Annotated in this window: 27 protein-coding genes and 1 pseudogene; 10 read left to right on the top strand and 18 right to left on the bottom strand. The window is 72.0% G+C overall.

Going from position 1 to position 23,156, the window contains the following annotated elements; genetic code table 11:
- Window positions 1–86: 86 nt before the first annotated feature.
- The 3 genes and pseudogenes from Pdca_RS19140 to Pdca_RS19130 form a co-directional block, all read right to left on the bottom strand.
- Window positions 87–491, bottom strand: a complete 405-nt coding sequence (locus tag Pdca_RS19140; RefSeq protein ID WP_085912734.1) for a VOC family protein — start codon at window positions 489–491, stop codon at window positions 87–89.
- A 229-nt stretch (window positions 492–720) separates the two neighbouring features.
- Window positions 721–1,221 (bottom strand): annotated as a pseudogene (locus Pdca_RS38040) (MFS transporter); the annotation flags it as partial.
- A 276-nt stretch (window positions 1,222–1,497) separates the two neighbouring features.
- A complete protein-coding gene (locus Pdca_RS19130; protein ID WP_125911471.1) occupies window positions 1,498–1,980 on the bottom strand; it encodes a hypothetical protein in 483 nt (160 codons plus the stop codon).
- Between the two features lie 103 nt (window positions 1,981–2,083).
- On the opposite strand from Pdca_RS19130, the gene Pdca_RS19125 reads away from it, so the two are divergent.
- The 3 genes from Pdca_RS19125 to Pdca_RS19115 all read left to right on the top strand — a co-directional run bounded on the left by Pdca_RS19125 (window position 2,084) and on the right by Pdca_RS19115 (window position 4,710).
- Window positions 2,084–2,782: a response regulator transcription factor gene (locus Pdca_RS19125; RefSeq protein WP_085912736.1), complete on the top strand. Its 699-nt coding sequence runs from the start codon at window positions 2,084–2,086 to the stop codon at window positions 2,780–2,782.
- Window positions 2,782–4,059: a HAMP domain-containing sensor histidine kinase gene (locus tag Pdca_RS19120; RefSeq protein ID WP_085912737.1), complete on the top strand. Its 1,278-nt coding sequence runs from the start codon at window positions 2,782–2,784 to the stop codon at window positions 4,057–4,059. The genes Pdca_RS19125 and Pdca_RS19120 overlap by 1 nt, the downstream gene beginning before the upstream one ends.
- Window positions 4,060–4,299: 240 nt before the next feature.
- A complete protein-coding gene (locus Pdca_RS19115; RefSeq protein WP_085912738.1) occupies window positions 4,300–4,710 on the top strand; it encodes a PepSY domain-containing protein in 411 nt (136 codons plus the stop codon).
- Window positions 4,711–4,766: 56 nt separating this feature from the next.
- Here Pdca_RS19115 and Pdca_RS19110 read toward each other — a convergent pair whose 3' ends face one another.
- The gene (locus tag Pdca_RS19110) at window positions 4,767–5,714 is read right to left on the bottom strand and encodes an SDR family NAD(P)-dependent oxidoreductase (RefSeq protein WP_197719769.1); all 948 of its coding nucleotides are present in this window, start codon (window positions 5,712–5,714) and stop codon (window positions 4,767–4,769) included.
- A 120-nt stretch (window positions 5,715–5,834) separates the two neighbouring features.
- Between Pdca_RS19110 and Pdca_RS19105 the strand changes: the two genes are divergently transcribed.
- Window positions 5,835–6,443 carry a TetR/AcrR family transcriptional regulator gene (locus tag Pdca_RS19105; RefSeq protein ID WP_085912739.1) on the top strand — a complete coding sequence of 203 codons (609 nt, stop codon included), beginning with the start codon at window positions 5,835–5,837 and terminating at the stop codon, window positions 6,441–6,443.
- 104 nt (window positions 6,444–6,547) lie between these two features.
- Window positions 6,548–7,141: a mycothiol transferase gene (locus Pdca_RS19100; protein ID WP_085912740.1), complete on the top strand. Its 594-nt coding sequence runs from the start codon at window positions 6,548–6,550 to the stop codon at window positions 7,139–7,141.
- Window positions 7,142–7,256: 115 nt separating this feature from the next.
- Here the strand turns inward: Pdca_RS19100 and Pdca_RS19095 are convergent, their stop codons facing one another.
- On the bottom strand, window positions 7,257–7,646 hold the full coding sequence (locus tag Pdca_RS19095) for a tautomerase family protein (RefSeq protein WP_085912741.1): 390 nt from the start codon (window positions 7,644–7,646) through the stop codon (window positions 7,257–7,259).
- A 103-nt stretch (window positions 7,647–7,749) separates the two neighbouring features.
- On the opposite strand from Pdca_RS19095, the gene Pdca_RS19090 reads away from it, so the two are divergent.
- Window positions 7,750–8,196 carry a winged helix-turn-helix transcriptional regulator gene (locus tag Pdca_RS19090; protein WP_085912850.1) on the top strand — a complete coding sequence of 149 codons (447 nt, stop codon included), beginning with the start codon at window positions 7,750–7,752 and terminating at the stop codon, window positions 8,194–8,196.
- Between the two features lie 106 nt (window positions 8,197–8,302).
- On the opposite strand, the gene Pdca_RS19085 is transcribed toward Pdca_RS19090, so the two are convergent.
- The 3 genes from Pdca_RS19085 to iolC all read right to left on the bottom strand — a co-directional run bounded on the left by Pdca_RS19085 (window position 8,303) and on the right by iolC (window position 11,009).
- Entirely contained in the window at window positions 8,303–9,178 is an 876-nt protein-coding gene (locus Pdca_RS19085) for an alpha/beta hydrolase (protein WP_085912742.1), read from the bottom strand.
- Between the two features lie 137 nt (window positions 9,179–9,315).
- Complete coding sequence (locus tag Pdca_RS19080) at window positions 9,316–10,047, bottom strand: Cgl0159 family (beta/alpha)8-fold protein (RefSeq protein ID WP_166665842.1); 732 nt, start codon at window positions 10,045–10,047, stop codon at window positions 9,316–9,318.
- Window positions 10,044–11,009, bottom strand: a complete 966-nt coding sequence (gene iolC, locus Pdca_RS19075; protein ID WP_085912743.1) for a 5-dehydro-2-deoxygluconokinase — start codon at window positions 11,007–11,009, stop codon at window positions 10,044–10,046. Before iolC ends, Pdca_RS19080 begins: the two co-directional genes overlap by 4 nt.
- Window positions 11,010–11,134: 125 nt before the next feature.
- Here iolC and Pdca_RS19070 point away from each other — a divergent pair, with 125 nt between their 5' ends.
- The gene (locus tag Pdca_RS19070) at window positions 11,135–11,890 is read left to right on the top strand and encodes a GntR family transcriptional regulator (RefSeq protein WP_085912744.1); all 756 of its coding nucleotides are present in this window, start codon (window positions 11,135–11,137) and stop codon (window positions 11,888–11,890) included.
- Between the two features lie 18 nt (window positions 11,891–11,908).
- On the opposite strand, the gene Pdca_RS19065 is transcribed toward Pdca_RS19070, so the two are convergent.
- From Pdca_RS19065 to Pdca_RS35655, 7 genes are all read right to left on the bottom strand, one after another.
- Window positions 11,909–12,622, bottom strand: coding sequence for an urease accessory protein UreF (locus Pdca_RS19065; RefSeq protein WP_158092141.1), 714 nt, complete (start codon window positions 12,620–12,622; stop codon window positions 11,909–11,911).
- Window positions 12,600–13,136, bottom strand: coding sequence for an urease accessory protein UreE (locus Pdca_RS19060; RefSeq protein WP_218031419.1), 537 nt, complete (start codon window positions 13,134–13,136; stop codon window positions 12,600–12,602). The genes Pdca_RS19065 and Pdca_RS19060 overlap by 23 nt, the downstream gene beginning before the upstream one ends.
- Complete coding sequence (locus tag Pdca_RS19055; RefSeq protein WP_085912746.1) at window positions 13,133–14,026, bottom strand: urease accessory protein UreD; 894 nt, start codon at window positions 14,024–14,026, stop codon at window positions 13,133–13,135. Before Pdca_RS19055 ends, Pdca_RS19060 begins: the two co-directional genes overlap by 4 nt.
- The gene (gene ureG / locus Pdca_RS19050; protein WP_085912747.1) at window positions 14,023–14,673 is read right to left on the bottom strand and encodes an urease accessory protein UreG; all 651 of its coding nucleotides are present in this window, start codon (window positions 14,671–14,673) and stop codon (window positions 14,023–14,025) included. The genes Pdca_RS19055 and ureG overlap by 4 nt, the downstream gene beginning before the upstream one ends.
- Window positions 14,674–14,686: 13 nt before the next feature.
- Window positions 14,687–16,402, bottom strand: coding sequence for an urease subunit alpha (gene ureC, locus Pdca_RS19045; protein ID WP_085912748.1), 1,716 nt, complete (start codon window positions 16,400–16,402; stop codon window positions 14,687–14,689).
- 10 nt (window positions 16,403–16,412) lie between these two features.
- Window positions 16,413–17,156 carry an urease subunit beta gene (locus tag Pdca_RS19040; RefSeq protein WP_085912852.1) on the bottom strand — a complete coding sequence of 248 codons (744 nt, stop codon included), beginning with the start codon at window positions 17,154–17,156 and terminating at the stop codon, window positions 16,413–16,415.
- 128 nt (window positions 17,157–17,284) lie between these two features.
- Entirely contained in the window at window positions 17,285–17,734 is a 450-nt protein-coding gene (locus tag Pdca_RS35655; RefSeq protein WP_158092142.1) for a MarR family winged helix-turn-helix transcriptional regulator, read from the bottom strand.
- A 189-nt stretch (window positions 17,735–17,923) separates the two neighbouring features.
- Here Pdca_RS35655 and Pdca_RS19030 point away from each other — a divergent pair, with 189 nt between their 5' ends.
- Window positions 17,924–18,973 carry a substrate-binding domain-containing protein gene (locus Pdca_RS19030; RefSeq protein ID WP_232021051.1) on the top strand — a complete coding sequence of 350 codons (1,050 nt, stop codon included), beginning with the start codon at window positions 17,924–17,926 and terminating at the stop codon, window positions 18,971–18,973.
- Window positions 18,974–19,060: 87 nt separating this feature from the next.
- On the opposite strand, the gene Pdca_RS19025 is transcribed toward Pdca_RS19030, so the two are convergent.
- Genes Pdca_RS19025 through Pdca_RS19015 form a run of 3 tightly spaced genes read right to left on the bottom strand, consistent with a single transcriptional unit; the run spans window position 19,061 to window position 21,811 of the window.
- Window positions 19,061–19,873: a 2-keto-4-pentenoate hydratase gene (locus tag Pdca_RS19025; RefSeq protein WP_085912751.1), complete on the bottom strand. Its 813-nt coding sequence runs from the start codon at window positions 19,871–19,873 to the stop codon at window positions 19,061–19,063.
- On the bottom strand, window positions 19,866–20,900 hold the full coding sequence (gene dmpG / locus Pdca_RS19020; RefSeq protein ID WP_085912752.1) for a 4-hydroxy-2-oxovalerate aldolase: 1,035 nt from the start codon (window positions 20,898–20,900) through the stop codon (window positions 19,866–19,868). The genes Pdca_RS19025 and dmpG overlap by 8 nt, the downstream gene beginning before the upstream one ends.
- Entirely contained in the window at window positions 20,897–21,811 is a 915-nt protein-coding gene (locus tag Pdca_RS19015; protein ID WP_085912753.1) for an acetaldehyde dehydrogenase (acetylating), read from the bottom strand. Before Pdca_RS19015 ends, dmpG begins: the two co-directional genes overlap by 4 nt.
- A gap of 39 nt (window positions 21,812–21,850) precedes the next feature.
- On the opposite strand from Pdca_RS19015, the gene Pdca_RS19010 reads away from it, so the two are divergent.
- Together Pdca_RS19010 and Pdca_RS19005 are read left to right on the top strand one after the other, a co-directional pair.
- Complete coding sequence (locus tag Pdca_RS19010) at window positions 21,851–22,648, top strand: IclR family transcriptional regulator (protein WP_085912754.1); 798 nt, start codon at window positions 21,851–21,853, stop codon at window positions 22,646–22,648.
- Window positions 22,649–22,801: 153 nt separating this feature from the next.
- Window positions 22,802–23,149: a PadR family transcriptional regulator gene (locus Pdca_RS19005; protein ID WP_085912755.1), complete on the top strand. Its 348-nt coding sequence runs from the start codon at window positions 22,802–22,804 to the stop codon at window positions 23,147–23,149.
- Window positions 23,150–23,156: the final 7 nt, after the last annotated feature.

Genomic DNA, 23,156 nt, shown 5'->3' with positions numbered 1-23,156 from the left:
GGCCACCTTCCGGGCCTGCGGCTACGCGTGATCGGTCGCTTCGACGACATCGTCGAGAGCCGAGCGGTACCGGGCAGCGCAATCGTTCACGGCGGGCTCGCCGGACCGAGCAGGTCCCAGCGGTTGCCGGCGACGTCACGGAACACGACGACGCGTCCGTAGGGCTCGGTCCGTGGTTCGGTGAGGAACTTGACCCCGGCCGCCCGCATGTGTGCGTATCGGCCCTCGAAGTCGTCGTCGGAGAGGAAGAACCCGACCCGCCCGGCATGCTGGTCCCCGACCGCCGCCGCTTGGCGCTCTCCGTCGGCGCGGGCGAGCAGGATCCCCGTCTCGGCGCCCGGCGGGCGGACGACGACCCACCGCTTGGGCCGGCCGTCGTTGGTCGAGGCAGGGGAGTCCTCGACCAACTCGAACCCCAAGGCGCCGGTGAAGAACGCGACGGCCTCGTCGTAGTCGTCGACGATGATCGCGGTGAGCTGGAGGAACGCCACGGCTGCAAGAGTGGCACTCCTTCTGCTCGGATGGCGGCGATCCGGCCCCGAGTCCGAGCAGCGCCAGCGATGCGGCCGTCAGCACCAGCGAGCAGGCAGCGACCGGGCCCGGCCGGAAGCGGGTCACGAGCGTGCCCGTCCGGAGTCCGGCGAGCCCGGTGAGTCCGACGAGGGTGAACACGATGGGGCCGGCGGCCGCGCCCAGTCCGCCCCGCTCGGCGCTGTCGGCAGCGTAGGTGAAGTACGCCGTCGCGCCGGCGGCGAGGACGGCCAGCGCCGCCCACAGCCAGCGCCAGGACAGCCACGTCGACGTCGCGAGCGCGAGCGGTCCGACGGCGAGCAGCCCGGCGGCGGCTCCGGTGGTGATCCATGCCAGCAGGCGCTGCCGTTCCCCGGGGCGTGCGACCTGGGCGGCGATGTCGGAGTAAGGAGCCCACACCCAGCCGGCCGCGCTACCCGCGAGCAGCGCTCCGGCTGCGAGGACGGACGGTGCGTGAGCGGTGGAGATGATGACGCTGCCGGTCGCGGCACCGAGGCCGCCGAGGGTTGTGGTGGCTCGTGGGCCGACACGTGCGGACACCGGTGTCGCGAGCAGCAGCGCGAGCAGGAATCCGAGGAACGTTCCGCCGGCGATCAGTCCGAGTACGGCGTCGGAGAGGCCGAGGTCCGCGCGGACGGCGGGCAGGGTGAGGCCGTAGGCGTAGCGGGCCATCCCGAAGGTCACGGCCATGAGCGCGCCGCCGGCGATCCCCACACGCCGGGCTGCACGATCCGTGCGTTCACCGTTGGCGGTCACGGTGGAACGGTGGCGTGGTTGCCCGGGCCGTGCAGCCGACTTCTCGGGCGCCGGGGCTGCCCCGAGATCGGCTGACCCGATCTTGGTAGGTGGGGCAGGTCACGTGGGCGGTGTCGAGCAGCGCCTCGAACTCGATCGGAGTGAGCGGTCCGCGTGCGCGCCGGCGGTGGTGGGCGGTCCCGGTCGAGGCACGGGTGGTGTCCGGGATGCTCAGTCGTCGGGGATCGTCTCGACCCGGCCGGCCGGGGTGCCGTCGGCACAGCTCAGGGTGACCCGGACGTCGACGTCGTCGCCGTCGAACTCGACCTGGTCCGGCGAGAGGTCGTCGTCATCGCGCTCGAAGCCCTGCGCCGGGTTCACCGACACCACGTACGGCGTTCCGCCCTCGCAGCGGACCAGGATCGTCCCGGCCGCACCGGCCGGGACCACGCCGACCGGCTCCGGCGCGGGGCCGGGTGCCGAACCGGTGCCGGGAGTCGTACCGGGTGCGGGACCCGTCGCGGGGCCGCCGTGCCGGTCCAGCTCGGCCCTGACCTCCTCTGCGGCGAGCGGCTGCACCGACCGGCCGCCGGCCAGGCCGCTGCCGATGGCGCCGACCGCGGTCAGGCCCAGCAGCAGCGCGCCTGCCGCCGCGGCGACCCACAGCCCGGCGGCGAGCCCGATCCGGGTGGTGCGCCTGTTCGGTGGGTTCACCCGCACAGGATGCCCCGGCAGACGGTTAACGCATCCCTAAGGAGGCCCGAAAGCCCGTCCGGGGCGCCCACGCGGCCGGGGCGGGCAACTAGGTTCTGGTCTCGTGGCCCAGATCCTGATCGTCGAGGACGACCCCGCCATCCGCGGTGCGCTGATCCGCGGTCTGGGTGAGCGCGGACACGCCGTCGACTCCGCGCCGACCGCGATGACCGGGTTGGAGTCCGCCGTCGGGAACCGGCCGGATCTGGTGGTGCTCGATCTCGGCCTGCCCGACATGGACGGCACCACCATGCTGCGGATGCTGCGTGGCGCCAGCAGTGTCCCGGTGATCGTCGCGACCGCCCGCGACGACGAGTCGGAGATCGTCGCGGTGCTCGATGCCGGCGCCGACGACTACCTGGTCAAGCCGTTCGCCGCGGCCCAGCTGGACGCCCGGATCCGGGCGGTGCTGCGCCGGCTCGGCGACGGATCGCCGGATCCGACCGTGGTCGTCGGGGAGCTGTCGGTGGACCCGCGGTCGCGGCGCGCCCGGCTCGACGGCACCGAGTTGGAGCTGACCCCGCGCGAGTTCGACCTGCTGCACTATCTGGCCGCCCGCGCCGACCAGGTCGTCAGTAAGCGGGAACTGGTCACCGAGGTGTGGCGGCAGCCCTACGGCGGCGCCGACAAGACCGTCGACGTGCACCTGTCCTGGCTGCGCCGCAAGCTCGGCGAGACCGCGCAGCGGGCCCGCTACCTGCATTCGGTACGCGGGGTCGGGATCCGGCTGTCGGCCCCTGACGGCCCACCGGGCAGCGGCTGATGCGGCGCCGGATCCTGGTGCTCGTCGGGGCGACCGTGCTGCTGGTGCTGGTGGCGTTCGCCGTCCCGCTGGCGGTGCTGGTCCGGACGGTCGCGGTGGACACCGCGCTGTCCACCGCGACCACCCAGGCTCAGTCGCTGACCCCGCTGGTCGCGACCGCCGACCGGGCCACCATGGAGCCCACCGTCGCGCTGGCCGACGACCGCAACGCCGGGGACGTGTCGGTGGTCCTGGCCGACGGGACCGTTCTCGGAGCGCCGGCACCGCGCAGCGACCTGGTCGAGCTGGGGCTGCGTGGGGTGAGTGCGTCGACCGAGGCACCCGGCGGGCGGGAGATGGTGTTCTCCGTCCAGGGTGCGACGGCGGGCAACAGCGTGATCCGGGTGTTCGTGCCGGACGCCGAGCTGACCCGCGGCGTCGCCCGCTCCTGGCTGCTCCTGGCCGGACTGTCGCTCGCCCTGCTGGCGGGCGGGCTGCTGATCGCCGACCGGTTGGCACGTTCGCTGGTGGACGCCACCACCGACCTGTCCGGGGTGTCCGAGCAGCTGGCCGGCGGCGATCTCGCGGCCCGTGCCGACCCGGATGCCCCCGCCGAGCTCGGTGTCGTCGCCCGCGCGCTGAACGGGCTCGCCGGGCGGATCTCGGAACTGCTGCGGGAGGAACGGGAGAACGTCGCCGATCTCGCACACCGGGTCCGCACCCCGCTGACCGCGCTGCGCCTCGACGCCGAGGCGCTACGCGACCCCGACGAGTCCGCCCGGATCTCATCCGGGGTGGACGGCGTGCAGCGGGCCGTCACCGGCGCCATCGAGCAGGCCCGGCGGCGCGGCGGCGAGGGCCGGGCCGCCGACGCCGCCGCCGTCGTCCGGGAGCGGGTCGCGTTCTGGCAGGTGCTCGCCGAGGACACCGACCGCGCCGTCACCCTGGACCTGGCGGACGGCCCGCTGCCGGTCGGTTGCGCTCCCGGCGACCTGCAGGCGTGTGTGGACGCGCTGCTGGGCAACGTCTTCGCGCACACGCCGGACGGGACGGCGTTCGGCGTCGAGCTGAGCAGGCGCACCGCGGGTGGTGCCCGGCTGGTCGTGCACGACGCGGGCCCCGGCCTGCCGCCGGGTGCCGACCCGACCTCGCGGGGGGTGAGCGGCGGCGGGTCCACCGGCCTGGGGCTGGACATCGCCCGCCGGACCGCCGACGCCACCGGGGGACGGCTGATCCTGTCCGGTCCGCCGGGGGCGGGGCTGCAGGTGGTCCTGGAGCTCGCCGGTCCGCAGCGCTGAGACCGTCACCCGCTTCCGGGCTTCCGAGCCCCGTTGGGAGCCCCCTCGCGACCGGGCCGCACCCCGCCTGTTCGGGCTGCCCGATCGATACGCCCCCGGTGGTGCAGGTCGGGATCGGCCCCGCTGATCACTAACGCGGCGTTAGGGATCAGGTAGCGCGGCCTTGGTGCCCCCGGCGGCATCGTTCGTCCCGACACCGAGCGACAGCCGCTCACCCGACGTCACGGAGGACGATCCCGAATGCTCACCAGGACGACCATCGCCGCCATCGCCGCCACCGGCCTGCTCCTGATCGGTGGTGGAACCGCGCTGGCCCTCGGCTCCGGCTCCGGCGCCGCCCAGGTTCCGGTCGCACCGGCCGCGGCGAGCGCACCGGAGCTCCCCGGGGCCGGTCCGGACCCTGCCGCACAGGGCACCCCGCAGCCGGTCGTCGACCGGGCCACCGCCGAGCGGATCGCACTGGATCGGGCGGGCGCCGGGCGGGTCACCGAGGTCGAGTTCGACCGGGCCGACCTCGATGACGACGACGACCGGTACGACCGCGACCACTGGGAGATCGAGATCCGGGACGGCGCCGTCGAGCACGAGATCGACGTCGATGCCGTCACCGGAGAGATCCTCGACCACGACATCGACCGGGACGACGACTGAGCAGGTCGTGCGCAACCTGCTCGACGGGGCGGGCCGGTGGCCGAGCCACCGTCGGGTCAGGAACGGTCCGCCTCCAGGCCGAGCAGCACCGCGCTGTCCTGCCACAGCGCGTCCCGGGCACGGTCGTCGCGAGCCAGCTCCGATGGCCTGGTCCAGGTGAGCTCGTCGCGCCGGACGGCCGCGTAGTACTGACCGGCAGCCGGCCGGACGGTTCCCAGCGCGATCGCGGCCAGGTTTCCGCCGACTGCCTCCTTGCTGTTGAAGCGCCGGACCAGCCTGCGCAGGAGGGGGCCGGAAGCGCGCCACGCGAGGCCCGCCATCGGCGGTGCGTTGCGGAGCAGACCGGTTCCCGGGGTGGGGCCCGGGTCGTATGCCAGCACCGTCACGTTCTTCGCCGTCACCTCCGGCTGCAGCGCGAGTGCGCGCGCGGTGAGGATGTTGCAGAGCTTCGATGACGAGTAGGCCTGTCCCGCCGCCGCGCGAGGCCTCGTCTCCTGCCCCGGGTCGCGTTCGGGGTGGGCCAACAGTTCGGCGTTCGCGTGCCGGGGCGGCGGAATCATGGTGCCGCCGGCGGGGTCGTGGGTGCCGCTGGTCGTCAGCACGATGACGGCCTCCGGTGCGAGGCGGGGCGCCAACAATCGGAGGAGCAGGTAGTGGGCGAGGTGGTTCACGGCGAACGCGGTTTCGAAGCCGTCGGGTGTCCGGCCGTCGACGTCGGGAGGGCTGACGCCCGCGTTGAGCACGACGGCGTCGATCAGGCCGGTACCGAGTCGGTCAGCCACGCCCTCGGCGAACGAGCGCACGCTCGACAGCCGCGCGAGATCGAGCGGGATCGTCTCCGCCCCGGCCGGGGCGGGCCCGCGGGCTCCGAGCAGGAGCCGGGTGGACGGAGTCTCGAGGAACCGGTGCGCGGTCAGCAGCCCGAATCCGGAGGTTCCGCCGGTCATCACGATCGTTGTCATCGGGGTCGCATCTCCCAGGGTGTAAGTCGAGTAGGTGCTCATTTTACTATAATGAGTATCCACTCGACTTAATCGGCGCGTAGACCGCCGCGGTAGCGTGGCCGGGCGACAGGACCACTGCCGGCCGGGGCCGAGGCGGCGGGGTGCAGGGCGGGGGAGTACATGGCGACGCGGGGCGAGGCTGCTGCCCACACTCCGCCGACGCGGCTCCGGGCCGATGCGCGCCGGAACCGCGAGCGGGTGCTCGAAGCCGCCGACGAGGTCTTCTCCGAGACCGGTCCGACCGCCTCCACGGAGGAGGTGGCTCGCCGGGCCGGCGTCGCCATCGGCACGGTGTTCCGGCATTTCCCCACGAAGGAGCTGTTGATCGAGGCGGTCGTGGTCGGGCGTCTCACGCAGCTGACCGTCGAGGCCGAGCAGCTCGGCGAGGCGGCCGACGCCGACGCCGCCTTCGTCTCGTTCTTCCACCGATGGGTCGAACTATCGGCGACGAAGCACCAGTTCAGCGCAGCGCTCGCTCGTTCCGGCACCGACGTGCAGGACGTCAAGGACACGAACCCGGAGGTCGTCGAGCGGCTCTACGACGCGATCGGCGGACTGCTCCGCCGGGCTCAGCGGGCTGATCGGATCCGGCAGGATCTGACCGTGCCGGACGTCGTCGCGCTGATGGGTGGAGCCTCCTGGGCTCACGAACAGGCCGGCCCCGACCCGGAGCGGCGCGCGCGCCTGCTGTCGGTCGCGATCAGTGGTCTGCGTCCGTCCGGTCCGTGAATGTGAGCCGATCCAGACACTCGGACCGCCTGATCGAGGACAGAAGCTGACCGCTACGGCTGTCAGGGTCATGGCTCCCACCCAGGTGATCCGGAGGCCACACGATGTACCCACCCGCCCGGCACGACGAAGCCACAGGCCTGGTCAACTACATCGACGAGCAGCTCACGGCCATCCGAGCCGCCGCGTTCGGCCTGACCGAGCAACAGGCCCGCGAGACGCCGTGCCGGAGTGCGCTCTCGGTCGGCGGCATCATCAAGCACGCGGCCCACATCATGCGCGGCGCACTGCAGCGGTGGACGACCGAGGTCGCCGAGCAGCCGGTCGATGCGGCAGCCTTCGCCGCGTTCACCGACAGCTTCACCGTCCGCGAGGACGAGACGGTCGCCGGAACAATCAAGGACTTCGACGAGCTGCGGATCCAGCTGCTGGCTGCGATCGCCGCAACCGACCCGGCCGCCGACGCCATGGCGCCGCCTGCGCCGTGGCACGGGATCTTCGACGCCCGGCCGATCCACGCGCGTCATCATCTGGTGCACCTGGTCGAGGAGTGGGCCCGGCACGCGGGGCATGCCGATATCATCCGCGAGCAGATCGACGGTGTGTCGGTGCCGTCGCTGGTGCTCACCCTGGCCGGGGCACCTGCCAACGACTTCTTCCAGCCGTACCAGCCGGCCCCGGGCACGCTTCTGGCGTGAGGTGACCGGCTCGGAGGTCGTCGAGGTCGATGGGCCCACCGTGCGGATCCGGTGCGGATCCGCGACCTCGTCGGAGCCGCCTCGACCGACGACCGACGGCCGCCGGCCGGGCGGACTACCCGGCGACCACGGGATCGTCGGCGGCTTCGGGGAGGATCTCACCGTCCTCCAGGACGTTCGCGCCGGGCACTTCGTGCAGGAAGATCGCCACGCTCTCCTTCGGTGCCCCGGTGACGGCGCACCACGCGTCGGCGATCGCGTGCAGGAGCGCCGCCCGCACCTCCGTGGAACGGCCCTCCCGGATCAGCCCGACCATCCGGGGGCCGTCGACGGCACGACCACCGGCGAAGACGCTGCCCTGCGGCACCTCGACGAACGCGCAGTGCACGTAGGCGGCGGGCGCACCGGTGACCTCGACGTGGACCTTCGTCACCGCCGCCGCGACCTCGGCCTTGTGCTGCAGCGTCGCGTCGCCGGCGGGGACTGTGAACCGGTAGTAGGGCATCGTCGACCTCCAGGGAGTGAGACTTGATTCGAGTCCGACCGTAGGGCGTGGTCGCCGGGCTCGCAAGCTGCATGGACTCGAATCGTGTCTTATGATCTGGAACGTGAAGCACGACGATCTGCAGGACGTGTACTGCTCCGTCGCCCGCACCTGGTCGGTGATCGGCGAGCGCTGGACGATGATGATCCTGCGCGAGTGTTTCCGCGGCGAACGCCGCTACGACCACTTCCGGTCGAAGCTCGGGCTGGGCTCGGGGGTGCTCAACGACCGGCTGCGGGTCCTGGTCGCCGAGGGCGTGCTGGATCGGGTGCCCTATCAGGAGAACCCGGAACGTCACGAGTACCGGCTCACCGCCAAGGGGGCGGATCTCTATCCGGTGTTGCTCGCGCTCATGTCGTGGGGCGACAAGCACAAGAACGACGTGCCGCCGGTGCGGCTGGTCCACCGCAGCTGTGGCCATCCCGCCGCCCCGCGGATGACCTGTGCGCACTGCACCGAGCCGGTCTCGTGGCGCGAGATGACGGCCGAGATCGCGCCCGACGCCTGGTAGGAGCCGGAGTTCAGGGCATCGGGGCGGTGCATCGGATCGTCACAGCCGCGGGGCGCGAACTCGCGCCCCGCGGGGAGCGGGTCAACTCCGAGAGCGTCACCAGGGCCTACTCCGGCTGCGAATGGCACTCTTTCAGGTAGTCCAGAAAGGATGCCTGCAATCCGGTGACGTGAGTTTCACGCAACAGTGCACTGGAAACCCCCGACGAGCGCCCCTTGTCCTGCAGACGGTCGACGACGGCCAGCATGTTCTGCGCCAGTCCGCGATACACCGGGATGGAGCCGAGTAGTTCGACCTCGTTCAGCGTGAGGTGCAGCCGCGCAGTGGTCGAGTCGGCATCGGGTTCCGGCAATGCGTCGATCAGGGTGAAGATCTGGCTCTCCGTCGATGTGACGCCGGGGCTGCCGGCGCCGACGGTGGAGAACAGAGGTGCATCGCGCAGCCATGCATAGAGCGCGAAGAGCCCTCCGTAGGAGTAGCCGAAGAGCCCGTGTCCGGATTCGCTCACGCGCAGCCGCGACTGCAGGTGCGGATGGAGCTCGTCGGTCAGGAAATCGAGGAAGACGTCGGCGCGGGTGTTCGCGAGTTCGCTGAGGTAGGCATCGACCTGCTCCTGGGACATCGCACCCGAGTCGCGAGCTGCCGTCAGCGTCGACACCATGACCTCGCTGACGGGCTCTCCCGGCGGCACGAGGTCGCGATTGCGAATCGTCGCCCAGTCCTCGGCCTCCGCGCCGGCGTAGCCGACACTGATCTGGATGTACGGGGCGACCGTCAGATACGGGTCGGCCTGGGTCACGATGAGGGGTGCGGTGAGACCGACCGCGAAATTGCCGTCCAGTACATAGATGAGGGGCAGGGAGTCCGTGCTGTCCGCGTATCCCGGGGGAGTGGTCACCCAGACGCCGTAGGAGTGCCCGGACGACGCCGTGAGTTCGAAATACTCGGTGTCGGAGAGGCAGCCGTGCAGAATATTGCTCATTCAGTGTCCTTTCGTGAGGGGTGCTGCATGTCTCGGTCGGCGAGCGCCACGGCGCCGTGACGCGGATCCCGCCACTGTCCGATCCTGCCGCCGTCAATTCCGACGGAAGTGTACGTCGATCGACCGTCGAGTCGATTTCAGCCCAGCACGGTTCCCGAACTGTGGGCGTTCACCGGGCGTTGCCGCGAAAATGCTCCGAGGTCGATCGTGGCGCCGGTGTGCGGTGCGGTGAAGAGCAGCGGCGTGGTGTCGTGGTCGGCGCCGTTCTCGACCCGGTCGATGATCGTTCGCATGAACTGTCCGACGACCGGTGCGTTCTTGAACTGGTTTCCGCTGGTGCCGATCGCGACGTAGTAGCCGGGAAGCTCGGTCCGGTCGTAGATCGGGGTCCAGTCGTCCAGGTCGACCCTGGTCAGGGTCTTGATCCCGTCGAACCGGGACTCCACGGTGGACTGCACGTCGAAGCCGGTCTGCCGGTCGTCGAGCTCGAACGTGGCGCCCTGGATGCCGCCCCGGTTCATCGAGGACATCACGACCTTGTCCTCGAGTGCCCCGAGCAGGAGCAGGTCCTCCAGGATGTCGGCGGTGCCGAGGATGCCGTCCACCCCGGGACGGGCGAGTGCGGTGGTGAGCCGGTCGAGCAGATCGGGACGGCTGGCCATCGCGTCCGTGCGGCCGCCGGCGGCCAGCGCCCCACGGGCGGGGTGGTCCGCGGCGACGATCATCAGCCGGCCGTCCGACGGGACGAACGGGCGGCGCCGCCGGGCGGCGAGCAGGGCCGGGATGCGCTCGGGCGCGGTGGCCCGGATCTCGCGGACCTCGTCGTAGGACGCGGCGAATACCTGGTCGGTCGGGCGCACGGTCGTCATCGGCCCTCGTTCGGGTCGCCGCCGGCGAGCAGGAGGTCGATCTCGGCGGAGGTGGGCATGGCGGTGGAGCACTCGAGCCGGGAGGCCACGATCGCGCCCGCCGCGTTGGCCCGGTTCAGCAGCTGGTCGAGGGGCCAATCGGCGAGCAGGCCGTGGGCGAACGATCCGCCGAAGCTGTCGCCGGCGCCGAGGCCGTTGTAGGGGGAGATCGGCAGCGGCGGGGAGACGACCCGCTCGGTGCGGGACTTCGCGAGCACCCCCTTGGGGCCCTGCTTCACCACGGCGAGCTCGACGCCGGCGTCGAGCAGCGCGTCGGCGGCCCGCTCCGGATCCGTCTCACCGACCGCCACCTCGCACTCCTCGCGGTTGCCGACGGCGACCGTGACCCGGCCGAGGACCTTCTGCACCTGCTCGGTCGCGGCGGCCGGGTTCTCCCAGAACATCGGCCGGTAGTCGAGGTCGAGCACGGTGTGGCCGTGGCCCCGGTCGCGGGCCCCGAGTGCCGCGTGGTGCGCCGCCCGGGACGGCTCCTCGGAGAGACCGGACACCGACAGCCAGAGCAGGCCGGCGTCGGCGATCGCGTCGAGATCCAGGTCGGACGGGGCGACCTGCAGGTCGGGGGCGCTCGGCTTGCGGTAGAAGTAGAGCGGGAAGTCGTCCGGCGGGAAGATCTCGCAGAAGGTGACCGGGGTCGGGTACGCGGTGCTGGTGACGACGTGCCGGTCGTCGACGCCGAGGCGGTGCAGCTCCCGGCGGACGTAGCGGCCGAAGGGATCGTCGCCGACGCCGGTGATGATCGCGGCCCGGCGGCCGAGGCGGGCGGCGGCGACGGCCACGTTCGCGGTCGTCCCCCCGAGGAACTTCCCGAACGAGGAGACATCTTCCAGGCCGACACCGACCTGTAGCGGGTAGATGTCGACACCTGCGCGTCCGAAGGTCAGGATCTCGGCGGGTTCGGTCATGGTCCTCGGCGACCTCTCGGGTGACTGCGGTGATGACGTCGCAGACCGTATGACGCGAAGTACCTATCGGTCAATATTTTGTACAGACATAAGGACAATCTCGGACGTCCGGCTACAGTGCCCGCATGGCCACTCGATCCGAGGCCGTCCAGCTCGATGTCGTGCTGGACCGAGCCAGTCCGGTGCCGCTGTACCACCAGCTCGCGCAGGCGATCGAGGCGGCGATCGACCGCGGTGTGTTGCGGCCGGGGGACCGGCTGGAGAACGAGATCGCCCTGACCGAGCGGCTCGGGCTGGCCCGGCCCACCGCGCGGCAGGCGATCCAGGAGCTGGTGCGCAAGGGGCTGCTCGTCCGGCGCCGCGGGCTCGGCACCCAGGTCGTCCAGCCCGCGATCCACCGCGACGTGCGCCTGACCAGCCTCTACGAGGATCTCACCGATGCCGGACGAACCCCCGAGACGCGGCTGCTGGCCCACGAGCCGTGCACGCCGGGCACCGCCGGGGTGCCTGCGCTGAGCGAACTCCTGCCCGCCGACGAGCCGCTGCAGATGCTGCGCCGGGTACGGCTGGCCGACGGCGAGCCGCTCTCGATCATGACGAACTACCTGCCTGCGCGGTTCGAGCTCGACGACGCGGTGCTCGGCCAGCGCGGCCTGTACGCGCTGCTGCGTGAGCAGGGTGCGCAGGTCACCCTCGCGTACCAGACCATCGGTGCCCGGCTCGAGCTCGACGACGAGGCCGCGCTGCTGGGGGGCCCGAACCTGCTGGCCTGCGTGACGGCCGAGCTCACCGTGTACGACGACGCCGGTGCGCTGGTCGAGCTGGGCCGGCACGTCTACCGGGCGGACCGCTACACCGTGCAGACCTCGCTGATCATCTGAACCGCCGCCGCGGTGCGCTCAGCTGGTGAACAGCCGCGCCCTGGCCCGCTCGTGCCGCATCGCGTAGAGCTCCAGCTCCGGTGCCGTCGCGCTCATGTCCGCCGGTTCGGTGCTGGTCGCGACGCCGGCCAGCTCGACGATCGACGGGCCGCTGTCGAGCAGGAGGCGCTGGGCCGCCAGCGGCGCGAGCCTGCCGAGCCGGACCGCCGCCGAGAACAGGCCGGCCAGCGCGGCACGCAGCGAGCCGAGTACGGCGTCGGTGAGGCCGATCCCGAGGTGCCGATGCACCAGGCCCTCGACGACAGGGAGATTGCCGGGTACCTCGCCGGCCGGCACCCGGGCCAGGTATCCGGTGCGGTCGGTGCCCGGGGCGATCCGGGTGATCGCCATCGCCAGCTGCCTGCCGGGCAGCTCCGATGCCGTTCGTGCGGCCGCCGACATCCGGTAGGTCCGCAGCAGGCGGTCGTAGGTCTCCGCCCGTTCCGGCGCACGCCAGGTGTGTGCGAGGACGACCGCGTCGAGCGTCGCCACCGATCCGGCCAGCCAGGCCCGTGCGAGCCGGCCGATGTCCTCCTCCCCGGCGTCGCGGTGCTGCGCCAGCCAGCACTCGAGCCCGTTCGAGTGGACGAACCGCCCTGCCGGGAACGTGCCGTCCTGCAGCGTCAGCCAGGCCAGCCGGGCCTCGGCCGCGGTGCCGTGGGCGGCGGTGTCAGTCGTGCCGGTGCGCGTCACGATGCTCCCCCGATGTCGTCGTCCAGCCGTGGGCCGCGAGCGGTGTCTCGTGGACCGAGCCGCGCAGTCCCAGCTCGGCCAGGGTCCGGCGGGCGGTGTCCGGCCCGGTCAGCAGCGGTGCCCGCACGTCGTCCGGGGTGAGCTCCAGCGGCGCGTGCTGGTTGCCGAGCGCGTATCCCAGCAGCAGCGCCGCCCGGATCGCCTCGGACTCGGAGTAGGACGCGGTGTCGACGACGATCGCGGGTTCGGCGGGCCGCCGGACGACCACGATCGTGATTCCGTCGTCGAGCAGGACGTCGCCGTCGGAGAGGAAGGAGCCGCGGGGCAGCCGAAGGGCCACCTCCCGGCCCGAGATCGTGCGCAGCATCCGGCGGTGCTTGGCCGCGTCGCCCCATCCGACGTCGACGAGGTCGTGTTCCCGGCCGCTCCAGCATGCCTCGGAGACGTCGCCGAGCACGGTCTCGACCAGGGGCGCCGCTCCGGCTTCCTCCGGGTTCCCCGTCGCCGGGGTCACAGGATCCGCTCCGGCATCGAGGATCGTCCGAGCAGGATCCTGCGGGCGATCGCCCAGGTCTCGCGCAGGGCCCCGTGCACGGCCGGCGCCCGCCCGGCCAGGATCCGCACGACCAGCCCCGCCCCGTCCGGCAGCTCGCTGACCGCGGCGACACGATCCGGGCGCAGCTCGCAGGTCGTGGCCAGCTCGTCGGCCAGCTCCACCCAGACCGACCGGGCACGCGCCGGCGCCACCAGCAGCACGGTCGCGGCGTAGTCCCACCCGCCCAGCACCCCCGGCTCCGCGGGGTGCCTGCGGGCCGGGACGATCCGGAGCGCCTCGGTGGCCACCGGAACACCGTCGCAGGACACCGACGTGCGCAGATCGACCGCCCGGAAGGCGAACCGCTCCCCGTGACCGATCCGGCCGGCCGCCAGCACGTCCCAGCCGAGGTAGGTCCCGTCGCCCCGCAGCTCGACGTGGACCTGCTGGCGGTAGTCGCAGTCGCGGTGCGGAATCGTCGTCCGGGGGACGTGCTCGAGCACCGCCCCCGGCTCGACGATCAGCCGGTAGTCGTGACCGGCCGCGCCTCCGGCGTAGACCTGGGTCGCCGACTGGCCGCTGAGCTGCACACCTGCGCCGGGTGCCGCACGCAGCCGGGTGGTGAGCCGGTCGCCGGCGAACACCCCGCCGGAGGGGTTCTGCACGCACAGGAACGCCGTCCCGGGAGCGGCCGGGTCCAGGTACATCGGCGTGGTGACCCGTTGCGGGAACCTCTGCACCAGCCGCTCGACCCGGGTGCGGCCGTCCGCCGCCAGGACCAGCTCGACGTCGAGCAGCCCGGGTGGCACCTCGGGCCGGACGGGCCCCGGCGCGCGGCCGGTCGCGCCCCGGACGGCTTCCAGCGTCACACCGATGTCCGCACGTCGAGCTGGGCGTGCCGCACGAGGAGGGTGAAGAGCTCGTCGAGCCCGGTCCCGCTGCGCAGGTCGACGAACACACTCGGCGACGACGGCCGCGCGGCGCGCACGTCCGCCCGCATCCGGTCGAGATCGGCCCCCACCAGCGGGGCGAGATCGATCTTGTTGACGACCAGCAGATCCGCCTGCAGCAGTCCGATGCCGTTCTTGCGCGGGATGTCGTCCCCGGCGGCGGTGTCGATCACGAACAGCCAGAAGTCGACCAGGTCCGAGGTGAACGTCGCGGCCAGGTTGTCGCCACCGGACTCGATGAGTACCAGCTGCAGACCCGGGAAGCGCTGTTCCAGCGAGTGCACGGCGACCAGGTTGGCCGACGGGTCCTCCCGGATCGCGGTGTGCGGACAGGCGCCCGTCTCCACCGCCAGCACCCGGTCCGGGTCGAGCAGGCCGCTCTCCCGGACCCGGCGGGCGTCCTCGTCGGTCACCAGGTCGTTCGTGATCACGGCCGTCTCGACGCCCGCGTCGTCCAGCAGCGGCAGGAGCCGTTCGACCAGCCGGGTCTTCCCCGAGCCGACCGGCCCGCCGATGCCGATCCGGATCGCGGACGCCGGCCCGCCGGTCCTGTGCGCGTGGTCCATCGGAGGGCTCCTCCTACTTGAGCGTGTAGCGGCGGCCGAGCGGGACCCGGGTCATCGGTGTGGAGGTGCAGTGCTCACCGTCCACCTCGACCCGGTAGGTCTCCGGATCCACCCGGATCTGCGGGACGTGGTCGTTGCGCAGCAGATCGGCCTTGGTCAGCGTGCGGGCGCCGACGCACGGGCGCAGGGGAGTGGACAGCTCCAGGCGTTCGGCCAGGCCGCCCTCGATCGCCGCCTCGGCGGCGAACGTGACGGACACGTCGGCCGGTGTCCTGCCGAACGCCGACCACTGCGGACGGTAGAGCAGCGGCTCGCAGGTCATCAGTGAGGCGTTCGCTTCCCCCATCACCGACCACGTCGGGAACCCGCCCTTGAACACCACCTCCGGCCGGATCCCGAAGAACCGCGGGTCCCAGAGCACGATGTCGGCCAGCTTGCCCGGTTCGAGCGAGCCCACGGTGTGCTCGATCCCGAACAGCCGGGCCGGGTTGATCGTGATCTTGGCCAGGTAGCGGAGGATCCGCGCGTTGTCCGCACCGGTGCCCGCGTCGGTGTCCAGCGGGCCACGGGTGTGCCGCATGTGCGACGCCAGCTGCCAGGTCCGCGCCACGGTCTCGCCGATGCGCCCCATGCCCTGCGAATCCGACCCCATCGCCGAGATCGCCCCGATGTCGTGGAGCACGTCCTCGGCGGCGATCGTCTCGCGCCGGATCCGCGACTCGGCGAACGCGACGTCCTCGGGGACCCGAGGGTTCAGGTGGTGACAGACCATCACCATGTCGAGATGCTCGTCGAAGGTGTTCACCGTGTAGGGGTTGGTGGGGTTGGTCGACGACGGCAGGCAGTGTGGTTCGCCGACGACCTGCAGCACGTCGGGAGCGTGACCGCCGCCGGCGCCCTCGGCGTGATAGGTGTGGATCGGGCGGCCGGCGATCGCCCGCATGGTGTCCTCGTAGAAGCCCGCCTCGTTCAGGGTGTCGGTGTGGATCTGCACCTGGATCCCGAGTTCGTCACCGGCGTCGAGCGACGCGCGGATCGCGGCCGGGGTCGCGCCCCAGTCCTCGTGGATCTTGTAACCGATCGCGCCCGCGAGGCCCTGCTCCAGCAGCGGGGCGGTGTGCGCGGCCGAACCGTTGGCCAGGAACCCGAAGTTCATCGGGAACTGCTCCACCGCCCGCAGCATGCGCGCCAGGTTGGTCGGCCCCGAGCTCGTGATGCCGACCGTGACGGGGCCGAGGCCGCCCCCGATCATCGTCGTGACACCGCTGGAGATTGCCTCCTCGACGAGCCCGGCGCTGTCGAAGTGCACGTGCACGTCGATCGCCCCCGGGGTGGCGATCATCCCTTCACCCGCGCGGACGTCGGTGCCAGCGCCGATGACGAGATCGGGATGCACCCCGTCCATCGTCCGCGGGTTCCCGGCCTTGCCGATCCCGGCGATCCGGCCGTCGCGGATCCCGATGTCGGCCTTCCGGATGCCCAGCACCGGATCCAGCAGGACGACATTGGTGATCACGAAGTCCAGTGCGCCGGCCTCGTTGGTGACCGTGTTGTGCACGGCCATGCCCTCGCGCATGGTCTTGCCGCCGCCGAACACCGACTCGTCGCCGTAGACGGTGTCGTCGCGTTCGATCCGGGCCAGCAGCTCGGTGTCGGCCAGCCGCACCCGATCCCCGGTCGTCGGGCCGAAGAGCTCGGCGTACTGCCGCCGAGAGATCCGTGTCGCCATCAGTTCCTCCTCAGGCCGGCGTCGCGCCGGTGTCGAGGAACCCGTGCTCGGCGAGTGCGGTGAGCAGTGCCGGTGCGGGTTCGGCCGTGATCGGACCGTTGGTCATGTCGTTCAGCCCGTGGATCTCCCTGGTGCCGCCCACCGCCACCAGGGCGACGTCACGCTCCTCACCCGGTTCGAACCGCACCGCGGTGCCCGACGGGATGTCGAGGTGCATGCCGAACGCCTCCCGGCGGTTGAACCGGAGCGCGCGGTTGGCCTCGAAGAAGTGGAAGTGCGACCCGACCTGGACCGGCCGGTCGCCGGTGTTCACCACGGTCACCACGGCGGTGGCGCGCCCCTCGCCGAGCACGATCTCGCCGTCCTCCACCAGCAGCTCGCCCGGGACGTGCGCCTGCTCCTCGTCGCCCTTCGCGGTGGCCGTGCCGGCATCGGTACCGGCGCTCGCCGCGGGCCGGATCGGGTCGTGGATGGTGACCAGCTTCTGACCGTCCTCGAAGAATCCCTCGACCTGAACGGTGCCGATCAACGGCGCGACGCCGGGCAGCAGATCGTCGGCGCGTAGCAGGCTCGCCCCCACGGCCGCGGCCTCCGCAACGCCGGCCCCGCCCCGGGCGGCCTCGACCACCTCGTCCGCGATGAGGGCACGCGCCTCCGGGTAGGTCAGACGCAGCCCCTTCTGCCGGCGTCGCCGGGCGAGCTCGGCAGCGAGGAACAGCAGCAACCGGTCCTGGTCCTTGGGGGTGAGATGCACGGGCTCCTCCGGCGACATCGACCGAACAGCGTGGTCATCGGGAAACCGGCAGGTGTCGCCTCGAGGGAGTGGGGCGTGACCCCCGACACAGCTTCCGCCAGGAACAGTTCCCTGGGGAAGTAATATTGTCAAGCGATCGGTTGCCCGCCGCGGGGTGCGAGACGGCCCGCGGCGTCGTCGACGGCGCGTCCCAGATCCAGCAGAACCTCCGAGCCGATGAGGTCGGCGATCGCGGCGTCCTCGGCGTCGACCGCGGAGCGCAGCCGGGCATGCCGATCGAGTCCGCGAACGGTGGGGAACAGCAGGCAGCGCCGCCGATCCGACGAGTCCGACTTGCGGTAGACGGCGTTGGTGTCCACCAGCCGGTCGACCAGCTTGGTCATGCTGGCGGCCGGGAGCAACGCGTGCGCCGCCACCTCACTGGTCGGTCGACCGGGATGCGCCGTCACGTAGTCCAGCACCCACCACTCCTCCAGCGAGGCGTCGGCGGCCGCGAGAGCCGTCCGCAGGCGTGCGGCCACGCGCAGCTGCAACACCGTCAGCGAACGGGCGAGAGCGGGTCCATCCTCGGCGCGCACCACGAATCCTTCACTCGTGAAATACTCTGCACGGAAGTTAACATGGCGGACCGGCGGTTCCACCGGGTACGCGCGTTCCCCGGTGTCGCCCGCCGGCGGACCGGCGCAGATGGTCCGTGTCCGCCGAGATACCGCCGGCCGCGGTGTGCGACGGACGGGCCCGCTCGACAGGTTGGCGGTGGTGGCGACGTGGCACCCGATCGGCTGCGGGTCGGCCTGGTGGTTCCGTTGCAGGGCCCGGCCGGCATGTACGGGCCGTCGTGCGAGCTCTGCGCGGAGCTCGCGGTCCGGCAGCTCAACTCCGGCTCCGGGATTCTCGGCCGCGAGGTGTGCACGGTGCCGATCGACGGTGCCGCGGCCCCCCGGGCGGTCGCCGCCGAGATCGACTCGCTGATCTCGGCGCGGCGGATCGACGCCGTGGTGGGCTGGCACATCTCCGCCGTCCGGGAGGCGGTCGTCCCGGCCGTCGCCGGCCGCGTCCCCTATGTGTTCACGGCGCTCTACGAGGGTGGCGAGCACCGGCCGGGGGTGTTCCTGACCGGCGAGACCCCGGACGCCCAGGTCTGCCCGGCCATCGCCTGGATGGCGCGCGAGCTCGGCGTACGGCGGTGGACCGTCGTCGGCAACGACTACTCCTGGCCGCGTGGCAGCGTGCGGGCGAGCCGTGCGTACGCCCGGGCGAGCGGGGCGACCCTCGACGAGGAGTTCTACGTGCCGCTGGGCACCGACGACTTCACCCCGGTGCTGCGACGCCTGACCCGGCGCGCCGACGGCGGGATACTGATGTTCCTGGTCGGGTCGGACGCCGTCCGGTTCAACCGCCAGTTCGCCGAGGCCGGCCTGCAGGATCTGCCTCGGCTCGCCCCGCTGATGGACGAGAACATGCTGCTCGCGTCCGAGCCCGCCGGCACCCGGGGATTGTTCACCGCCGCCGGATTCTTCGAGAGCCTGGTGACGCCGGAGAGCCTCACCTTCGGCGGCGACTTCACCCGCGCGTTCGGGCCGGACGCACCGACGCTCAACAGCGCAGGCGAGTCCTGTTACGAGGGGATACTCCTGCTCGCCGCGCTCCTGGACGCCGCCGGCAGCACCGATGTCGGCCGCATCCACGCCCACGCCGAGGACGTCCGGTACACCGGCCCCCGCGGCGAGCTGGTGGTGCGGGGCGGACATGTCCGGCAGCCGGTCTATCTGGCAGCGCCGGGGCCGGACGACCTGGAGATCCTCGCGACCCTGTGAGGTCGAACCCTCCATGATCTGCGTCCCGGGAGTGCGGCGTGCCCGATCCGGCACCGGCACTCCCAGGACACGGATCAGCCTCGGGATCTACGAGGATGACGCGACGACCCGGACCTCGACCGTGCCGATCCGGTCGAACTCGGCCCGGTAGGTCTCACCCGCCGCCATCGGGACGGCCGCATGCAGCGCCCCGGTCATCACCAGATGACCCGGTTCGAGCGCCAGGCCGCGTTCGCCGAGCACGTTCGCCAGCCAGGCGACGACCGCCACCGGATCGCCGAGGGCCGCGGCACCCGCTCCGGTGTCGATCACCTCGCCGTCCCGGGAGAGGACCATGCCGATGAGCCGGGTGTCGATGCCGGCGACGTCCACGACGTCGTCGGAGGCGACGAAGGCGCCGTTGGACGCGAGATCGGCCACCGTGTCGGCGAGCTTGATCCGCCAGTCGGCGATCCGCGAGTCCACGATCTCGATCGACGCCACGGCGCCGGCGATCGCGCTGCGGGCGTCCTCGGTGGTGACGCCGGGCCCGGCCAGCCGCTCGCGCATCACGAAGCTGATCTCCGCCTCCATCTTGGGGGCGATGAACCGGTCCAGCGGCACCTCGGCGCCGCCGGTGTAGCGGGTGGAGGCCAGAACCGGGCCGAAGTCGGGGGAGTCGACCCCGATCAGGCGCTGCATCGCCGTCGAGGTCAGGCCGACCTTGTAACCCACGATCTCGTCGCCACCGGCGAGCAGCATCGGGACGAGCTCGCGCTGGACGGCGTAGCCGTCGGCCATCGTCAGATCGGGCTCGGTGTCGGTGAACGGCGCGATCGGCACCCGGGTGCGCCGGGCCTCGAACAGCGCCGTCGCCTTCGCGACGGGATCGGCCAGGGGATCGGACACGGTGTCAGGCATGTGCGTGCTCCCCGGCGAGTTCCATCGCGACGTCGATGATCATATCTTCCTGGCCGCCGACGTAGCCGAGCTCGCCGCAGCGGCGCAGGATCTCGTGCGGGGCGACCTTGTAGCGGTCGCCGGCTCGCTCCGCGTGCAGCAGGAACGACGAGTAGACACCCGCCCAGCCCTGGACGATCGCGTTGCGGTCCATCTTCGGCCACCGCGGGAGGAACGGGCGGACGACGTCCTCGGCGGCGTCGATCACCGCGCCGGCGTCGAGGCCGGTCCCGACACCGAGCCGGTCGAACACCGCGGCCAGCACCTCGGTGGGGGAGTTGCCCGATCCGGCGCCGAGGGCGCACAGTGACCCGTCGATGTAGCGGACGCCGACCTCCTGGGCGATCACCGAGTTCGCGACGCCGAGGCTGAGGTTCTGGTGTCCGTGATAGCCGACCCAGGCGTCGTCACCGACCTCGGCCAGCAGCGCCTCGAACCGGGCGCGGGCCTCGTGCATCAGCAGGGCCCCGGCCGAGTCGGTGACGTAGGGGGCCTGGCAGCCGGCGTCCACCATGATCCGCGCCTGGCGCGCGAGGTTCTCCGGTGAGGTCCGGTGGGCCATCATCAGGAACCCGGCGGTCTCCATGCCGAGCTCCCGGGCGACGCCGAAGTGCTGCGGGGACACGTCGGCCTCGGTGCAGTGGGTCGCGATCCGGACCATGTCCGCCCCGGCGTCGCGGGCGCGGCGCAGGTCGTCGGCGGTGCCGATCCCCGGTACCAGCAGCACCGCGATCTTCGCCCGGGCCGCTTCCTCGCGGGCGGCGGCGATCAGCGTCATCTCGTCGGTGCGGGAGAAGCCGTAGTTGAACGACGACCCGCCGATCCCGTCGCCGTGCGAGACCTCGATGACCTCCAGTCCGGCCCGGTCCAGGGCGCGGACGGTGTCGCGTACCTGGGTCTCGGTGAACCGGTGGGCCATCGCGTGGCTGCCGTCGCGCAGCGAGGTGTCGATGATGCGGATGTCGTGCTCGAGGACGGGCCGGCTCATGCGGCGTTCTCCTTGGTCCGGTTGGCCATCAGCTCGCCGACGCGGGCCGCGGCGGCGGTCATGATGTCGAGGTTGCCTGCGTAGGCGGGCAGGTAGTCGGCGTTGCCCTTGACCTCCAGGAAGACCCCGACCCGGGCGTTGCCGTCCCAGGACTGCTGCGGCTCGTCGAACTGCGGCTCGGCGCGCAGCGTGTAGCCGGGTACGTACTGCTGGACCTCGGCGACCATCTCGTGCACCGACGCGGTGATCGCGTCGCGATCGGCCTCGGCGCCGATCGCGCAGAACACGGTGTCCCGCATGATCATCGGCGGCTCGACCGGGTTGAGCACGATGATCGCCTTGCCGCGGACCGCGCCGCCCACCTCCTCGACGGCGCGGGCGGTGGTCTCGGTGAACTCGTCGATGTTGGCGCGGGTGCCGGGGCCCGCGCCGCGGGAGGCGACCGAGGCGACGATCTCGGCGTAGGGCACCGGGGTGATCCGGGAGACCGCGTGCACGATCGGGATCGTGGCCTGGCCACCGCAGGTGATCATGGAGACGTTCGGGGAGTCGAGGTGCTCCGCGCCGTTGACCGGGGGCGACACCATCGGTCCGAGGTGGGCCGGGGTGAGGTCGACGGCCTGGATGTCTGCCTCGGCGTAGCGCGGTGCGTTCGCGACGTGCGCCGCGGCGGACGTCGCCTCGAAGACGATCTGCGGGAGCGGGTCCTGGCGCAGCAGCCAGTCGATGCCCTCGGCGCTGGCGTCCACACCGAACTCCCGCGCCCGGGCGAGCCCGTCGGACTCGACGACGCCGACGACGTACCGGACGTCGATCGAGGCACTGCGGCGGAGCTTCACGAGGAGATCGGTGCCGATGTTCCCGGGGCCGACGATCGCGGCGGTCACCGGTTGTGGCGAGGTCTGGGACATGACTGGACGGTGGCACCGCGGCCCCGCGAGACTGAAGCGATGCGTTCCACTGAGCGAGACGATGCGCCGGACTCGGTGGTCGGCCGGGTGATGGCCATCCTGTCGGCCTTCCGCCCCACGGACGGCGACCTCTCACTCGCCGAGCTGGCCCGCCGCTGCGGGCTGCCCAAGCCGACCGTGCACCGGCTCGTCCGGCAGCTGGGGACCTACGGAGCGGTCGAGATCTCGCCCCGCGGAGTGCGGCTCGGAATGAACCTGTTCGAGATCGGTCAGCTCGCCGCGCGCCCGCGCACCCTGCGCGAGGCGGCCACCCCGCACCTGGCCGACCTGCAGGAGGCCACCGGGGAGACGGTGCACCTCGCGGTGGCCGACGGCGAGGACGTGGTCTACGTCCAGAAGCTGGAGAGCCGGCGTGCCCCGGCCGTCGGGTCGCGGGTGGGTGGCCGGATGCCCGCGTACTGCACGGCGGTCGGCAAGGTCCTCCTCGCGCACGCACCGGCGGAGCAGATCGAGGCGCTGCTGTCGCGCCCGCTGCGGCGCCGGACACCGCGCACGACGGTCGCGCCCGGCCTGCTGACCCGGGAACTGCAGCGGATCCGCGATACCGGGATCGCCGAGGAGCACGAGGAGTCCACGGTCGGCATCGCCTGCGTCGCGTCCCCCGTCCTGGACGACGGGGGAGCGGCTGTGGCCGCGGTGTCGATCACCGCGCGGGTCGGGGTGCGGACGGACCGACTGGCTCCCGCCGTGCGGACCGCGGCTCTCGGGATCTCGCGCTCGTTGCGCCACACCGTCGTCGCGGTACCCGCCCGGGACGGTGCCGGGGCTACTCGGTGATGTGGTGGTCGGGCTCGGCGTGCATCCGCGCCCCGCGCCGGTCGACACGCGCGGTCGGGACCGCCGGTGCACCTCCGAGGCCCCGGACCCGCGTCGGCCATCCGGGATGGGCCGATCGGCGGATCGCGGCCTCGCCGCACTATCATGTGACACATGGAACCTGGCCGTGCAGGGAAGTCGATGAGCGAGCTGCGCCGCGGCATCATCGTCTTCTGCGTGCTGGCGCTGCTGGATGTCCGGGAGCGCTACGCCGTCGAGCTGGTGTCCGATCTGGCCGCCAGCGAGACACTCGCCGCCGGTCAGGGAACGATCTACCCGTTGCTGTCCCGGCTGCGTTCCGACGGGCTGGTCAGCACGACCTGGCAGGAGTCCCCGTCGGGGCCGCCCCGCCGCTACTACCGCCTCACCGAGTCCGGTGCCGCCGCGCTGGTGGCGTTCCGCGGGGAGTGGACGCAGTTCCGGGACGCGGTGGACGACCTGCTGCTGGAGGGACGAACATGATCGAGAC

The organism is Pseudonocardia autotrophica (genome assembly GCF_003945385.1).
Classification (GTDB): Bacteria; Actinomycetota; Actinomycetes; order Mycobacteriales; family Pseudonocardiaceae; genus Pseudonocardia; species Pseudonocardia autotrophica.
This window is presented reverse-complemented; position numbering and strand designations above follow the sequence as displayed.